General features: G+C 64.4%; 11 protein-coding genes and 1 tRNA gene. 7 read left to right on the top strand and 5 right to left on the bottom strand.

The annotated features are described in order from the left end of the window. The 5 genes from DY467_RS24375 to leuA form a co-directional block, all read right to left on the bottom strand. Nucleotides 1-1046 (bottom strand): CaiB/BaiF CoA transferase family protein (locus DY467_RS24375; protein ID WP_164639575.1); only part of this gene is annotated, 1046 nt, incomplete at its 3' end. Nucleotides 1047-1231: 185 nt separating this feature from the next. Next, nucleotides 1232-2032, bottom strand: a complete 801-nt coding sequence (locus DY467_RS24370) for an FAD binding domain-containing protein (protein ID WP_164639573.1) — start codon at nucleotides 2030-2032, stop codon at nucleotides 1232-1234. Between the two features lie 139 nt (nucleotides 2033-2171). Continuing rightward, nucleotides 2172-4526: a xanthine dehydrogenase family protein molybdopterin-binding subunit gene (locus DY467_RS24365; RefSeq protein ID WP_107357135.1), complete on the bottom strand. Its 2355-nt coding sequence runs from the start codon at nucleotides 4524-4526 to the stop codon at nucleotides 2172-2174. Nucleotides 4527-4636: 110 nt separating this feature from the next. Further along, nucleotides 4637-5122, bottom strand: coding sequence for a (2Fe-2S)-binding protein (locus DY467_RS24360; protein WP_012497796.1), 486 nt, complete (start codon nucleotides 5120-5122; stop codon nucleotides 4637-4639). A 299-nt stretch (nucleotides 5123-5421) separates the two neighbouring features. Further along, nucleotides 5422-7083 (bottom strand): 2-isopropylmalate synthase, encoded by a 1662-nt coding sequence (gene leuA / locus DY467_RS24355; RefSeq protein ID WP_164639571.1) that lies wholly within the window; start codon nucleotides 7081-7083, stop codon nucleotides 5422-5424. A gap of 337 nt (nucleotides 7084-7420) precedes the next feature. Between leuA and DY467_RS24350 the strand changes: the two genes are divergently transcribed. The 7 genes from DY467_RS24350 to DY467_RS26290 form a co-directional block, all read left to right on the top strand. Then, nucleotides 7421-8188, top strand: coding sequence for an AraC family transcriptional regulator (locus DY467_RS24350; protein ID WP_164639569.1), 768 nt, complete (start codon nucleotides 7421-7423; stop codon nucleotides 8186-8188). A gap of 98 nt (nucleotides 8189-8286) precedes the next feature. Then, nucleotides 8287-10329: a methyl-accepting chemotaxis protein gene (locus tag DY467_RS24345; protein WP_164639567.1), complete on the top strand. Its 2043-nt coding sequence runs from the start codon at nucleotides 8287-8289 to the stop codon at nucleotides 10327-10329. A 178-nt stretch (nucleotides 10330-10507) separates the two neighbouring features. Further along, nucleotides 10508-11998: an MFS transporter gene (locus DY467_RS24340; protein ID WP_164639565.1), complete on the top strand. Its 1491-nt coding sequence runs from the start codon at nucleotides 10508-10510 to the stop codon at nucleotides 11996-11998. Continuing rightward, nucleotides 11998-12795: a trehalose-phosphatase gene (gene otsB / locus DY467_RS24335; RefSeq protein ID WP_164639563.1), complete on the top strand. Its 798-nt coding sequence runs from the start codon at nucleotides 11998-12000 to the stop codon at nucleotides 12793-12795. The genes DY467_RS24340 and otsB overlap by 1 nt, the downstream gene beginning before the upstream one ends. Before the next feature lie 156 nt (nucleotides 12796-12951). After that, nucleotides 12952-14445, top strand: coding sequence for an alpha,alpha-trehalose-phosphate synthase (UDP-forming) (gene otsA, locus DY467_RS24330; protein WP_164639554.1), 1494 nt, complete (start codon nucleotides 12952-12954; stop codon nucleotides 14443-14445). Between the two features lie 203 nt (nucleotides 14446-14648). Next, nucleotides 14649-14738, top strand: a tRNA-Ser gene (locus DY467_RS24325). Between the two features lie 581 nt (nucleotides 14739-15319). Continuing rightward, on the top strand, nucleotides 15320-15536 hold a 217-nt coding region (locus DY467_RS26290; protein ID WP_205502745.1), incomplete at its 3' end, for a hypothetical protein.

The raw sequence follows: 15536 nt of genomic DNA, 5'->3' as shown, positions 1-15536 counted from the left end.
GTGCGGGAGAAGCGCGGGGCGGGGGCCGGCTGGGTGTGGCCCTCGTGATTGATGAATACCTCGCGCGCCACCATGTGCGGATGCTTGGTGGCTTCGGACATCGTCAGCACCGGTGCGAAGCAGACGTCGGTGCCTTCCATCAGCTTGCACCATTCGTCGCGGGTCTTGGTCTTGAACACCGCGGCGAGCTTCTGCTTCAGCGCCGGCCACTGCCGGACGTCCATCTGGGCGTCGTAGTCGGCGTCGGTGAGCCCGGCAATCTGGCGCAGCAGCGCGTAGAACTGCGGCTCGATCGAGCCGATCGAGATGAACTGGCCGTCGGCGCATGCATAGGTGCCGTAGAAGTGCGCGCCGCCATCGAGCATGTTGCTCTCGCGGCCTTCCTTCCAGCGGCCCGCCGCGGTCATGTCGAAGAACATCGTGATCAGCGAGGCGGCGCCGTCGCACATCGCGGCATCCACCACCTGGCCCTTGCCGGACTTCGACGCTTCGAGCAGCCCGGCGAGGATGCCGACGACGAGATACATCGAGCCGCCGCCGAAATCGCCGACCAGGTTGAGCGGCGGCACCGGCCGCTCCTTCGGGCCGATCGCCGCGAGCGCGCCGGTGATCGAGATGTAGTTGATGTCGTGGCCGGCAGCCTGCGCCAGCGGGCCGGTCTGGCCCCAGCCGGTCATCCGCGCGTACACCAGCTTCGGATTGCGCGCCATCACCACGTCGGGGCCGAGGCCGAGGCGTTCCATCACGCCGGGGCGATAGCCTTCGATCAGCGCATCAGCGCCGTCGAGCAAATTCAGCACCTCGGCGACCGAGGCTTTGTCCTTCAGATCGACGGTGACGACGGTGCGGCCGCGCGCGGCGGCGCCCTGCGGCTTCTGGCCGGCGCGCACCAGCGTGATCACCTCGGCGCCCATGTCGGCGAGCAGCATCGAGCCGAACGGGCCGGGCCCGATGCCGGCGAATTCGACGATGCGGGTGCCGCAGAGCGGGCCGCTGACGTTGGCTTTCGGGGTCGGCTTGGGGGAGGCGGCTACTGTGTCTTGCACCTTGGGTGTCCATTGTTGTTGTCCGCGCGCGGCGCGGAGCGGTTGTTGTCAGGATCAATCATCATGCCCGGTGTGCTCCGGGCAAGTGACTTTTCGTCCCAGCGCCGCATGCCGCCATGCTGCGGCACCGCACAAAAACAAAGCGGCGCGCCACCTGCGCGCCGCTTGCCGTGAAGTGGAATTAATTAGCCTGCGGCTTGGACCGCGCGCTGCGCCATCACCTTGATCAGGTTGGCGCGGTAGTCGGAGGTGCCGTGGATGTCCTCGATCAGGCCATCGTCGGATACCTTGATGCCGTCCAGCGCCGACGCCGACCAGTTCGCCTGCAGCGCCTGTTCGATCACCGGCACCCGCATCACGCCGTCCTGCGAGGCGCCGGTGGCGGCGGCGCGGATTTCGCCGCTCTTCAGCTTGGCGACGAACACGCCGGTCAGCGCGAAGCGCGACGCCGGATTGCGCATCTTGGCGTAGCCGGCTTTCTCCGGCACCGGGAACGAGATCGCGGTGATCATCTCGTTGTCGTCCAGCGCCGTCATGAACAGCCCCTTGAAGAACTGATCGGCCGGGATCTCGCGCTTGTTGGTCTTCACCGTGGCGTTCAGCGCCAGGATCGCGGCCGGATAGTCCGCGGCCGGATCGTTGGTGGCGACCGATCCGCCAATGGTGCCGCGATAGCGCACCGCCGGATCGCCCAGCACAGAGGTGAGATGCGCGATCGCCGGGATCAGCCGCTTCACGTCGGCATTGTGCATGATGTCGTAGTAAGTGGTCGCCGCCTTGATGGTCAGCGTGTCGCCGCTGGCTTCGATCCCGATCAGCGCCGGAATCTTGGCGATGTCGACGAGATCGCCCGGCGCTGCGAGCCGCTGCTTCATCACCGGCAGCAACGTGTGGCCGCCGGCGAGGAATTTGGCGTCGCTGCCCTTGGCGATCAGCGCCACGGCTTCGTCGACCGAGGAGGCGCGGTGATAGTTGGTGGAATACATGGGTATCTCCTGTCAGAGATCGATTGTTTGTCTGTCCAACAAGCTCTCCGTCATTGCGAGGAGCGAAGCTCTGGATTGCTTCGCGGAGCCTGTGCCCGGACCGCGCGAGGCGCCGATCCGGGTGCTCGCAATGACGGTCTTATTCGGCCGCCTGTTGCAGTTGCATCGCGTGCCACACCCGGTCGGGTGTCGCCGGCATTTCCAGCCGGTTGTTGCCGATCGCATCGGTGATGGCGTTGATCACCGCCGCGGATGCGCCGATCGCGCCGGCCTCGCCGCAGCCCTTGACGCCGAGCGGATTGCCCGGACACAGCGTCGTGGTGTGCGAGATCTGGAACGACGGCACGTCGTCGGCGCGCGGCATCGCGTAGTCCATGAACGACGCGGTCACGAGCTGGCCGCTGTCGTCGTAGATCGCGTTCTCCAGGATCGCCTGACCGATGCCCTGCACCAGGCCGCCATGGACCTGGCCCTCGACGATCATCGGGTTGATCAGCCGCCCGAAGTCGTCGACTGCGACGAAGTTGACGAACGAGGTCTTGCCGGTGCCCGGATCGACCTCGACTTCGCAGATGTAGGAGCCGGCCGGGAAGGTGAAGTTGGTCGGATCATAGAACGCGCTTTCCTTCAGGCCGGGCTCCATGCCATCCGGCAAATTGTGCGCCGTGTAGGCGGCGAGCGCGACCATCGGCAGCGCGATTGCCTTGTCGGTGCCGGTGACTTTGAATTCGCCGTTCTCGATGACGATGTCGTTCTCGGAGGCTTCGAGCTGATGCGCCGCGATCTTCTTGGCCTTGGCTTCGACTTTCTCCATCGCCTTGAAGATCGCCGACATGCCGACGGCGGCCGAGCGCGACCCGTAGGTGCCCATGCCGAACTGCACCTTGTCGGTGTCGCCGTGCACGATCGACACTTGCCCGATCGGGATGCCGAGCCGGTCGGCGACCAATTGGGCGAAGGTGGTCTCGTGGCCCTGGCCGTGGCTGTGAGAGCCGGTCAGGATCTCAATGGTGCCGACCGGGTTGACGCGGACTTCGGCCGACTCCCACAGTCCGACGCCGGCGCCGAGCGAGCCGACCGCCTTCGACGGCGCGATGCCGCAGGCCTCGATGTAGCAGGAAAGGCCGATGCCGCGCAGCTTGCCTTCGCTCTTGGCCTTGGCCTTGCGGCCTGCGAAACCGGCATAGTCGATCGCCTTCAGCGCGGCGTCGAGCGACGCGTTGAAGTCGCCGGTGTCGTACGCCATGATCACCGGGGTCTGATGCGGGAACTGGGTGATGAAGTTCTTGCGCCGCAGTTCGGCCGGATCGACCTTGAGCTGCCGCGCCGCGGTCTCAACCAGACGTTCCAGCAGGTAGCACGCTTCGGGCCGCCCGGCGCCGCGATAGGCGTCGACCGGCGTGGTGTTGGTATAGACGCCCACCACTTCGGTGTAGATCGCCGGGATGTTGTACTGGCCGCTCAGCAGCGTCGCGTACAGATAGGTCGGCACCGACGACGAGAACAGCGACATGTAGGCGCCGAAATTGGCGTAGGTCTTGACCCGCAGGCCGAGCATCTTGTTGTCGGCATCGAACGCCATCTCGGCTTTCGACAGATGATCGCGGCCGTGCGCATCGGTGACGAAGGCTTCGTTGCGGTCACCGGTCCATTTCACCGGGCGGCCGGTCTTCTTCGAGGCCCACAGCGCCACCATCTCTTCCGGATAGATGAAGATCTTGGAGCCGAAGCCGCCGCCGACATCGGGCGCCACCACCCGCAGCTTGTGCTCGGGGGCGATGTTGTAGAACGCCGACAGCACCAGCCGCGCGACATGCGGGTTCTGCGAGGTGGTGTAGAGCGTGAAGTGCTCTTCGGCCGGATTATACTCGGCGACCGCCGCGCGCGGTTCCATCGCGTTCGGCACCAGCCGGTTGTTGGTGAGTTCGATCGAGACGACGTTGGCGGCCTTGCTGAACGCCTCGTCGGTCGCCTTCTGGTCGCCGATCTCCCAGTCGTACACGATGTTGCCGGGCGCTTCGGGGTGAAGCTGCGCTGCGCCATCGGCAATCGCCGCCTTGATGTTGGCGACCGCGGGCAGTTCCTCGTAATGCACCACCACGGCCTCGGCGGCGTCGCGGGCGAGGTTCTTGCTTTCGGCGATCACCACCGCGACCGCCTGGCCGACGAAGCGTACCGTCTCCGGAGCCATCGCCGGCCACGCGCCCATCTTCATCGCCGAGCCATCCTTGGAATGGATCGCCCAGCCGCAGATCAGGTTGCCGACCTTGTCGTCGACGATCTGCTGGCCGGTGAGCACGTCGATCACGCCCGGCATCGCCTTGGCGGCGTCGAGTTCGATCCCGGTGATCTTGGCGTGCGCGTGCGGGCTGCGCACGAAATGCGCGTAGGTCATGCCCTGCAGCTTGATGTCGTCGACATAGCGGCCGCGGCCGGTGATGAAGCGGCGGTCTTCCTTGCGCGCGACGCGCGCGCCGATACCCTCGATGCCCATGTACAATTCTCTCCCTTCGACTGCTTCAGCCGCGCGGATTCGGAACGTCGCGGGTCGCAGCCATCATTCGAACGTGTGGTCGGCGACGAAACGGCAGGCGGGCAGGCGGCCTATTCGGCGGCCTGCGCCACATTCATGCGGGAGGCGGCGTCGAGCACCGACTTGACGATGTTATGATAGCCGGTGCACCGGCAGATGTTGCCTTCGAGCTCGTGGCGCACAGTCTCTTCGTCGAGATTGCCGCCGTAGCGGTGCACGATGTCGATCGCCGACATGATCATGCCGGGCGTGCAATAGCCGCACTGCAAACCGTGATTGTCGCGGAACGCCGCCTGCATCGGATGCAGTTCGTCGCCCTTGGAGATGCCTTCGATCGTGGTGATGTTGGCGCCGTCGACCTGGCCGACCAGCGTCGTGCACGACTTCACCGCACGGCCGTCGATATGCACCACGCAGCAGCCGCACTGGCTGGTATCGCAGCCGACATGGGTGCCGGTCAGGCCGAGGTGATCGCGCAGCAGATGCACGAGGAGTGTTCGATCCTCGACATCCGCCGTCACGAGCTTGCCGTTGACGGTCATTGAGACTTTGGACACGCGTCAGTCCTCCCGATGAATTTTTAATTGTTCCAATTAGAAGCGCGGCAGCCAGACTTTGCAACTGGGATTTTCGCTGCTCGGAGTGGCGCGAGCGTCAACCATCGATGACGGTTTGGTGACCGCAGCAAACTACGCGGTCGGTCGCCATGCCGGATGGTCGCTGGCGGCGGCAGCTTGGCTGTTAGCTGGAACAGGAACTTCAAATCTGCACGGGCTACGTTGCGGTGCAGCGAAAGGAACTGTGCGATGCACCGGCTGAGATATCAGCCGGTGCATGTGAGCTTAGGCGGAGTTAATCAGGCGTTGTTCGCCGCGTGCAAAAGTGCACGCACCGAAGCCGTGGCGACGTCCGGATCGATCCCTGTGCCGAACACCGTGCGGCCATCGGAGGTACGGCATTCGACATAAGCGGCGGCCTGCGCGGTAGCGCCGGAGCCGATCGCGTGCTCCTGGTAGTCCGCGACGTCGAGCACCGGGCCGCCGGCGTCTTGCAGCGCTGCCACCACGCCGGAGATCAGGCCGTTGCCGCGGCCCGACAGCGATCGGACCTCACCGTCGATTGCGATACGGCCGATGAACGTCCGCTGCCCCACCGGTCCGGTCTCCTTGTAGTCCACCAACACGAACCGGTCGGCCGGGCGTTGCAGATAGCAGCCGGCAAAGCACTGCCAGATGTCGGAGGTGTTGAGTTCGCGGCCAAGATCGTCCGCCAGTTTCTGGACGTGCGTGCTGAAATCGGCCTGCATCCGCTTGGGCAGCTTCAATCCCTTGTCCTGCTCCAGCACCCAGGCGACGCCGCCCTTGCCGGATTGCGAATTGACACGGATGACGGCCTCGTAGGTCTCGCCGATGTCCGCCGGATCGATCGGCAGATACGGCATCTCCCACAGACCGTCATTGCGCTGCGCGTGCGCGACGAAGCCCTTGCGGATGGCGTCCTGATGCGAGCCGGAGAAGGCCGTATGCACCAGCTCGCCGGCGTAGGGATGCCGCGGATGCACCGGCAGTTCGGTGCAATGCTCGACCGTGCTCACCACCTCGCGCATCGCCGGGAACGACAGCCCGGGATCGATCCCCTGGGTGTAGAGGTTCAGCGCCAAGGTCACGAGATCGACGTTGCCGGTGCGCTCGCCATTGCCGAACAGGCAGCCTTCGACCCGATCCGCGCCGGCGAGCAGGCCCAGCTCGGCCGCCGCAACCCCGGTGCCACGGTCGTTATGCGGATGCAGGCTGATGACCACGGACTCGCGCCGCGAGATCTGGTGGCAGAACCACTCGATCTGGTCGGCATAGACGTTCGGCATCGCGACTTCGACGGTTGCCGGCAGGTTGAGGATCGCCGGGCGCTCCGGGGTCGGCTGCCAGACGTCGAGCACGCGCTCGCAGATCTCCAACGCAAAGTCCGGCTCGGTGAAGCAGAAGGTCTCGGGCGAATACTCGAAGGTCCAGTCAGTGCCAGGACGCTTCAGGCTCTCGTCGAGCATCGCCGTGACACCTGTGATCGCCAGATCGACGACGTCCCGCCGCTCCATGCCGAACACCACGCGCCGGAACAGCGGCGCCGTCGCATTGTAGAGATGCACGATGGCACGCTGCGCCCCCTCCAGCGACTCGAACGTCCTGGCGATCAGGTCGGTGCGCGATTGGGTGAGAACCTGGATCGTAACGTCGTCGGGGATCCGGTCGTCGGCGATCAGGCTGCGGACGAAATCGAATTCGGTCTGCGAGGCCGACGGAAACGCAACCTCGATCTCCTTGAAGCCGATCGCGATCAGCATGTCGTAGAAGCGCTGCTTGCGCTCGACCCCCATGGGATTGGCCAGCGACTGATTGCCGTCGCGCAGGTCAGTGGACAGCCAGCGCGGCGCCGACGTCAAACGACGGGACGGCCATTGCCGGTCCGGCAGGCCGACCGGCGTGACGAAGGGGCGGTATTTGGTTTCGGGATTCTTCAACATGATCGATATCCGTTGCGCGCGGAGGAAAGGTCAAAGCGGGCACGGCTGGATACGGCCGCCAGGCTGCCGTCAGTCCCGGCGACCGCCAGTAAGTCGAAGCGCAACGGACAGAAGCTGGTCGTGGTGAGCCGGCAGGGCGCGGGTGCTCGGACCGCAGGTCTCGACAGCCGCCGACACCGCGTAAAGCGGTCGGGCAAGGCTGGAGACGATAGGAGCGATCGAGAACACGGGGGTATCCACGGACCTCTGGGGGACTGTCCCCTTACTTAAAGCAAGACGCTTGTGATAATCTCGCGCGGAAAGATCAATTATCGTCGCGAAAGGATCAGGTGGGGCGATGCGGGCGCAGGCGGTCACCGATCATGTTGCCGTCGTCAGCCAGGATGCGCCGCGCTTCGCCAGCCGCCGTCATTCCCATCCGCAGGCGCAGCTGATCTACGCCGTCACCGGCGTCGTCTCCGTCACCACGGCCGATGGGACCTGGGTGGTGCCGCCGAGCCGCGCCGTGTGGGTGCCGGCCGGTGTCGAACACGACACCAGAAGTCCTTCAGCCGTCCAGTTCCGCTCGCTGTTGATCGACCCGGCGGAGGTTGCGGGACTGCCGGTCGTCTGCACCGCAATCGAAGTGACTCCGTTGCTGCGCGAACTGATCCTGCGGCTTGTCGCCGTTGCGGACGCGCCCGGGCGCGTGGAACTCGGGGACGTTGTCACGCAGCTCCTCCTGATGGAACTGGCAAGTCTGCCGGTCGAGCCTCTCAGTCTTCCGCAGCCTCAGCATGCGCAGCTGGCTCGGTTTTGCGATCAGATCCGCGACGAGCCTGCTGCTGCTGTGTCGCTCGAACAAGCCGCTCGGGCGCTGCATATGAGCCGGGCGAGCTTCATGCGGCTGTTTCAGCGTGAAACCGGAATGAGCTTCCTGCGCTGGCGGCAGCAGGCGCGCTTGTTGCACGCCTTGTCGCTACTCGCCGAAGAACAGTCGATCCTGAACGTGGCTCTGGCCTGCGGCTATGAAAGTCCGAGCGCTTTTTCGGCAATGTTTCGCCGTGTCCTCGGAAAATCACCAAGTGAGTACTTCGCCCCTGTTGGACTAAAGTCGGTATCTTGAGCTCTGCGCCCCGGTTTACGCGGCCTTAGACAATGCCGCGTAGTTTCGGAGTACCCGGTACGGTTCCGGGGTAAGTCGTTTTCGACGGGGTAGATCAAGTGAGTGGTACGACGGCCGCCGGAGCGCGGGATAAATCCTTTGCGCTGCCGGCTTTGCGCTTTCGTGGCAAGGTGACGCTGGGCTTTGCGGTGGTGCTCGGTATTACCGCCATCAGCATGGGGCTGGCCTACCTCGGGTTCGAACGAGTCTCGGATGGCGTGGTCGCCTACCGCGACGGCGTTCGGCAGTCGGATCTTGCCCGCAACATCGACCGCGAGATGGTCGGCTACGAGGCGCGTGCGCGCTACTACGTGCTGACCGGCAAGGAAGACGATGCCAAAGCGGCGCTGGCCGCCGAAGCCCGTCTCAAAGACGCCATCGCCGCGTCGCTGCAGGGGGCAACCAAGCCGGCGCAGCGCGAGGCGCTGAGCCGCCTGTCCACTGAGTTCACCACCTTCACTAAGCTGTTCGCCGACATCGTCGCGCTGAAGACCGATAGCGCCCTGGTGATTCAGAACGGGGTGACCCGCGGCGGCCTGAACCTGCGCTACAAATTCGACGACCTGGTGAGCGCGGCCAGCGACCGTGAAGATTCCAGCGCCGAGCTCGGCGCCAAGCGCGCCGCCGAGCAGTATGCCGGCGCAATGACGCTGGCGAATACGTTCACGATCAATTCCAGCATTCCGGTCGCCGACAACGCGCTGGCGCGGCTGAAATTCGTCGAAAACTCACTGAACATCGTCAAGGCCGACGGCGAGATCGCCGCCGCCGTGACTGAGATCTTCACCATGCTGGGCGAGTACCGCCAGGCTCTGATCAAGCTCTCCGACAACGTCAAAGCGATCGACGCCAAGGGCGCCACCATGGTCGGCTCCGCCGCGGAAATCATCCGCGCTGCCGAAGCGATCAAGGCCGACCTGCTCGCCGATCAGCAGCGGCTCGAGCGGGAGTCCGACGCAACCGTCACCACGACCGAACGCATGGTGGCGATGCTCGGCATCGGCGGCTTCCTGCTCGGTGCGGTGCTGGCGGTGCTGCTCGGCCGCGGCATCTCGCGTCCGATGCAGGCGATGTGCGCGGCAATGCGCCGACTGGCCGGCGGCGACTTCAACGTTGTGCTGCCGGGGCTCGGCCGCCGCGACGAAATCGGCGAGATGGCGGCAGCGGTCGAGGAATTCAAAGTTCAGGCGGGCCGCAAGGCCGAGCAGGACGCGATTGTCCGCGAGCGCGAGGCGGAGGCGGGCCGCGAAGCCCGCCGTGCCGAACTGATCGGCTTTGCCAGTGAGTTCGAAAGCGCGGTCGGCGCGATCGTGGCGCATGTTTCCGATGCTGCAGCCCAGCTCGAAAGCGCCGCGGCGACGCTGACCCGTACCGCCGAAACCACCCAGTCACTCTCCGGCCAGGTCGCGGGTGATTCCCAGCAGGCGTCGTCCGGCATGCAGGCGGTGGCTTCGGCGACCGAACAGCTGTCGGCTTCGGTGGGCGAGATCGGTCGCCGGGTCGGACAATCGAGCGCGATCGCCGAAGCGGCGGTGGCGCAGGCGCACGAGACCGACGACCGCATCGGCAAGTTGACCCAGGCGGCGCAGCAGATCGGCGAGGTGATGCAACTGATCACCACGATCGCCGAGCAGACCAATCTGTTGGCTCTCAATGCGACCATCGAAGCCGCGCGGGCCGGCGAAGCCGGGCGTGGCTTCGCGGTGGTGGCGGCCGAAGTGAAGTCGCTCGCCACCCAAACCGCGAAGGCGACCGACGAGATTTCCTCACAGGTTGCCGAGATGCAGGAAGCGACCCGCGATTCGGTGACGTCGATCCAAAAGATCGGCAGCACGATCGCCGAGATATCGACGATCTCCGCGTCGATCGCCAGCGCCGTCACTCAGCAGGACGCCGCGACGCGGGAGATCGCCAGCAGCGTTCAGGGCGTGGCGCAGGGAACCCAGCGCGTCGCCGGCAATATCGCCGAGGTCAATCGCGGCGCTGCCGAAACCGGGGCGGCTTCCGCCCAGGTGCTGCAATCCGCGCGCAGCCTGTCGTCCGAAAGTGCGCGGCTGCGCACCGAGCTCGATCGATTCATGGCGAACATCCGTGCTGCCTGATCGCTTCCTGCCGCGCGCAACCTCCTGAGCTTGCGGCAGGCCGCCGCAGGTTCGCCGCGTGCATTGGAACCGTTCCGGCGCTCTCCCGTTGACCCGACGCAAATCGGTCCATCGCTTGCCGGTGGATCGCCACGTTCGGCGCTGGCGGCGTGGCACACCGCAGCCGGAGTGGGAGTGTATGGCCGACAGCGTCAGTGCCGCGATCAACGAGCCGCCGCAGGCTCCGGTCCTGGCGACCGCCGACGGCCGGGTGATCGACACCGATATCCCGGCCCGGCTCGATGGTCTGCTCTGGAGCGGCTTTCATACCCGGGTGGTCGGCGCGCTCGGAATCACCTGGATCCTCGACGGTCTTGAAGTCACGCTCGCCGGAGCACTGGCGGGCGCGCTCAAGGAAAGCCCGAGCCTGCGCTTCTCCAATCTCGATATCGGGCTCGCCAACAGCGCTTATCTGGCCGGTGCTGTGATCGGCGCGCTTGGCTTCGGTTGGCTGACCGACCGGATCGGACGCAAGAAGCTGTTCTTCATCACGCTGGCTTTGTACCTCGCCGCAACCGCGGCGACGGCGACATCTTGGGACGTGATGAGCTACGCGCTGTTCCGGTTTCTCACCGGTGCCGGCATCGGCGGCGAATACACCGCGATCAACTCCACCATCCAGGAGCTGGTGCCGGCGCGTTATCGCGGCTGGACCGATCTGGTGATCAACGGCAGTTTCTGGATCGGCGCCGCAATCGGCGCAGTCTGTGCCATCGTGCTGCTCGACCCTGTGGTGATCAATCCCGATTATGGCTGGCGGCTGGCGTATCTCACGGGCGCGATCATCGGCCTCGTGGTGTTCGCGATGCGCTGGTGGATTCCGGAGAGTCCGCGCTGGCTGATGATCCACGGCCAGCCCGAACGCGCCGAAGCGATCGTTGCCGATATCGAACGGCATGCACGCCACGCACCCGATCGGCCGCGCGTGCTGCCGACTATCAGGCTGCGGATGCGCACCCACACGCCGATCCTGGAAGTCGCGCGGACGCTGTTTTCGACCTATCGGCAGCGTTCGCTGGTCGGGCTGGTGCTGATGGCTGCGCAGGCGTTTTTCTACAACGCGATCTTCTTCACCTACGCGCTGATCCTGACCGACTTCTTCGGCATCCCGGCCAATCACGTCGGCTGGTACATCCTGCCATTCGCGGCAGGCAACTTCCTGGGGCCGCTGCTGCTTGGCCGGCTGTTCGATACGCTCGGCCGCCGCACCATGATCGGCTTCACTTACGGCGTGTCGGCGATTCTGCTCGCGGTGTCGGGCTATCTGTTTTCGATCGGCGCACTCAGCGCGCAGAGCCAGACGATTGCCTGGATGGTGATCTTCTTCTTCGCCTCGCCGGCAGCGAGTGCCGCCTATCTCACCGTCAGCGAGACGTTTCCGCTCGAAGTCCGTGCGCTGGCGATCGCAATTTTCTACGCGATCGGCACCGGCATCGGCGGCGTCGCAGGGCCGGCGCTGTTTGGTGCGCTGATCGACACAGGTTCGCGCGGCAGCGTGTTTGCCGGCTATTTGTTCGGCGCGGTGCTGATGATGGGCGCAGCCGTCATCGGCTGGCGCTATGCTATCGCGGCTGAGCGCCGCTCCCTCGAACAGGTTGCGCGGCCGCTGGCCGCTACAGAGGATACTTGATGACGACGAAGATCGAACAACCGTCCAAGCCGGCCACCTCGAATCAGGTTCCGGTTCCGGGCGCCTTGGTCCCGCATCTCGATAAGTGTGCGTTGTTGCTCGATATCGACGGTACGCTGCTGGACCTGGCGCCGACACCGCGCGAAGTCTGGGTGCCGCCGGAATTCGAGCAGACGTTGAAAAATCTGCTCAGCAGAACGTCGGGGGCGTTGGCTTTGGTCAGTGGCCGTTCAATCAACGATATCGACCTGATCTTTGCGCCGATGCGACTGCCGGCGGTCGGCGGTCATGGCGCAGAGATGCGATTGTCGGGCAATGGCGATGCGGTTGCGACGCAAGCACCGCCGCTCGATCCGGAACTCAAGAGCCGGCTCGCTGCGATTGCGCGGATCAGTCCTGGTATCTTGTTGGAGGACAAGGGCTACTCATTGGCGCTGCATTATCGTCTCGCACCGCACACTGAGAAAGCAATCTACGAATCAGTTGCGGCGATTCGCGCGGAGAATCCCGATGCGCCGCTCGAAGTGCTGCCAGGCAAGGCTGTGTGCGAAATCAAGCATTCAGGCTTCACCAAGGCAACCGGCGTGCTGGAACTGATGAAATACGCGCCATTCAAAGGCCGTCGGCCGATTTTCATTGGTGATGACGTCACCGACGAGACGGTATTCGCCATCATGCCGGAACTCGACGGTCTCGCATTTTCAGTCGGACGTCACAGCGAACTCACCGCTGGTCACTTCGATGAACCGCGAGATGTGCGCAATTGGCTCGCACGTCTACTCGAACCGAGCAGTTAGTTCGCGCGTTGAGTACGGTTCCGGACCAAAAAACATCGCAAAACGCTTAGTTCTCAGAAAAGTTCCAGACTTGCCATGGAACGATCACGATGAATGGATGTTAATCTCCGCAGCGTCGCATAGACGCACCAGACAGTTGGGGAGTCGGAGGGAAACGTGAACCTGGTCGTGGTTTCGAACCGAGTTGCCCGAGCGTCGGGAAACGAGCCGATGACGGGAGGGTTGGCAGCAGCGCTGCTACCGGTGGTGGAAAAATCCGGAGCGATCTGGGTCGGCTCCAGCGGTCGGGTTCGTGATGGTGTTCATCGCGAACCTTTCGCCGAGATCGAGCCGCTCGGCACTGGCGCTCTCGCGATGCTCGATCTGCCCGCCGCGCATTACGGCGGTTACTACGAAGGCTTTGCCAATTCGGCGTTGTGGCCGGCGCTGCACTCCCGCCCGGATCTGATCCGGGTTTCCCATGATGATTATCGCTCCTACCGCGAAGTGAATGCCTTCATGGCGCGGGCGCTGCTGCGCTTTCGCAAGCCGGACGCGGCGTTCTGGATCCAGGATTACCACTTCCTCGCGCTCGGTGCGGAACTGCGCCAGCTCGGCGTCCAGCATCCGATCGGGTTCTTTCTGCATACGCCGTGGCCGTCGCGGGCGACCATCGGCTGCGTGCCGCATCACCGCGAACTGATCGAGGCGATGCTGGCGTACGATCTGATCGGGTTCCAAACCGAAGAAGATCGCGGCAACTTCCTCGGCTATGTCGCCTCCGAGCTCGGCCTGAAGGTAACAGGCGGCGTCGTAACAACCGCGCACGGCACCACGCGCTGCGACGTGTTCGCGATCAGTATCGACGCCGACGCATTCGCCACCCAGGCGCAGAAGGCGATGACTCACCCAGAGGTTTCGCGGCTTCGTAAGAGTCTGCACGGCGAGAAGCTGGTCATTGGTGTCGATCGGCTCGACTACTCGAAGGGTTTGATCAACCGCGTCAAAGCGTTCGACAAGATGTTGAGCGACCGGCCTGCGTTGCAGCGGGCGGTGTCGCTGCTGCAGATCGCGACTCCGTCCCGCGGCACGATCGAGGCCTACGGCAATCTGCAGGGCGATCTCGCCAAGCTGGTCAGCGACGTCAACGGCCGGCTCGGCGAGGTCGACTGGACCCCGATCCGCTATCTCAACAAGGGTTATCGCCAGAGCGTGCTGGCTGGCCTTTATCGCTCCGCTCATGTCGGACTGGTCACGCCGCTGCAGGACGGCATGAACCTGGTGGCCAAGGAATATGTCGCCGCGCAGAACCCGATCGATCCCGGCGTGCTGGTGCTGTCGAAGTTCGCCGGCGCCGCCAACGAGCTCGATACGGCCCTGCAGGTGAACCCGCACGACATCGACGGAATGTCGCGCGTGATCGCCACCGCGCTGGCGATGCCGCTGACCGAGCGACGGCTGCGCTGGGAGGCGATGATGGCCAAGCTGCGCGACAACAGCATCCGCCGCTGGTTCTCGGATTTCGTCGCTTCGCTGGAAGGCGCGCATGCCGCCAACCGCAGCGTCGGACCGATTCCCCTGGCGCCCCCGGCGCAGCCGTCCTCGATCATGATGGCAGGCGGCTGGTCGCGTCGCACGCCCCGGGCCGTTGGCGGCGCAGTGCTCCAATAGGGGAGCGCGTGGGGCGTCCGCCCGAGGGGTGAGGCGGATCTGGCCGTCCGCCGCCACCGGCGATCCGAACCAGCGAGCCTCGCTCTGGCGGGGTCGTCGACGATCCGTCCAGGGCTATTTCCGGCAATATTTGACGTGAAATCCGTCGCCGGTTGGCGCAACCGCTTGCCAAATCCGCGCGGCGCGGTCATGAGAGGGCACCCGGAGAGGTGGCCGAGTGGTTGAAGGCGCACGCCTGGAACGCGTGTATACGGGAAACTGTATCGAGGGTTCGAATCCCTCTCTCTCCGCCATTTCGGCCCCGGTGCCGGTTTTTCCTCCATGGCTGTTCTGATGTCGGCTCGTTCCCGGGCGCTTGGTGCGTTTGCCGGTGGACGCCCGCCCGACCACGGTCTGCGCGCAATCTTCCCCGCCGCCGACGCCATGCGAAAAAATTCGTCCCTCTTTCCGGCCTAGGAACCTTCCGAGGGCGGGCGCGTCTCTCCTGAGAACGGAAAATCGAGGGCCCTCCCGCCACTTTTTTACGGACCCGGCCGGCGAATGGAGCCGAGTTCCTAATTCCTGCTTTGCGGAACACCCTGAAAAGTCGTTTGATTTCAGTCGCTTCGACGGGGCGAATTTTGAATTTCGCGAAACCTTCATTTTCCGCTTGCGGACCCGGAAGAGGGGGGCTATAGAAACACCCACACGCCGCCCGCGGGTCGGGCTTCTCTCTCTTGGCTCTCAGCCGAGGGAGAAATTGGCGCCTCTGACGCTCCTCACTTCGTTGAGTGACGCAACAGCCGATAGTTGTCGGTTGGAGCTTCTCTTCGTCGTCGATGGGTGTCCTGCTCTCTCTTTGTAGAGAGTGTGAGATCTTCGGATCTCGGGCTGTTTGACAAGTGAAGAAGAAGAAAGAGAAACGTGGACGGCGAAGTCCTTGCGGGTCTCGGTTTTAGGAAGCTTCGGCTTTCTGGGATTGGGGCCGGACGAAAGACTTCGGCGGTACACGTTTTCAAGGAAACACCATGTTCGCGAGCGCTGTGAAGCGCTGCGACGAACCGGCGATCTTCGGATTGCTGGTGATGGTGGGACCTCGTCAAACGTTGTGA

Origin of the sequence: Rhodopseudomonas sp. BR0G17, from assembly GCF_010907025.1 — a bacterium.
Lineage (GTDB): Bacteria > Pseudomonadota > Alphaproteobacteria > Rhizobiales > Xanthobacteraceae > Rhodopseudomonas > Rhodopseudomonas palustris_H.
Note: the sequence above shows the minus strand (reverse complement) of the source record. Positions and strands in the feature narration are given on the sequence as shown.

What these genes read in the sequence shown, in the direction of transcription:
- DY467_RS24370 (WP_164639573.1), bottom strand. Translation starts at nt 2,032, where the DNA reads ATGTATTCCACCAACTATCACCGCGCCTCCTCGGTCGACGAAGCCGTG.
- DY467_RS24340 (WP_164639565.1), top strand. Translation starts at nt 10,508, where the DNA reads ATGGCCGACAGCGTCAGTGCCGCGATCAACGAGCCGCCGCAGGCTCCG.
- DY467_RS24365 (WP_107357135.1), bottom strand. Translation starts at nt 4,526, where the DNA reads ATGGGCATCGAGGGTATCGGCGCGCGCGTCGCGCGCAAGGAAGACCGC.
- leuA (WP_164639571.1), bottom strand. Translation starts at nt 7,083, where the DNA reads ATGTTGAAGAATCCCGAAACCAAATACCGCCCCTTCGTCACGCCGGTC.
- DY467_RS24350 (WP_164639569.1), top strand. Translation starts at nt 7,421, where the DNA reads ATGCGGGCGCAGGCGGTCACCGATCATGTTGCCGTCGTCAGCCAGGAT.
- otsB (WP_164639563.1), top strand. Translation starts at nt 11,998, where the DNA reads ATGACGACGAAGATCGAACAACCGTCCAAGCCGGCCACCTCGAATCAG.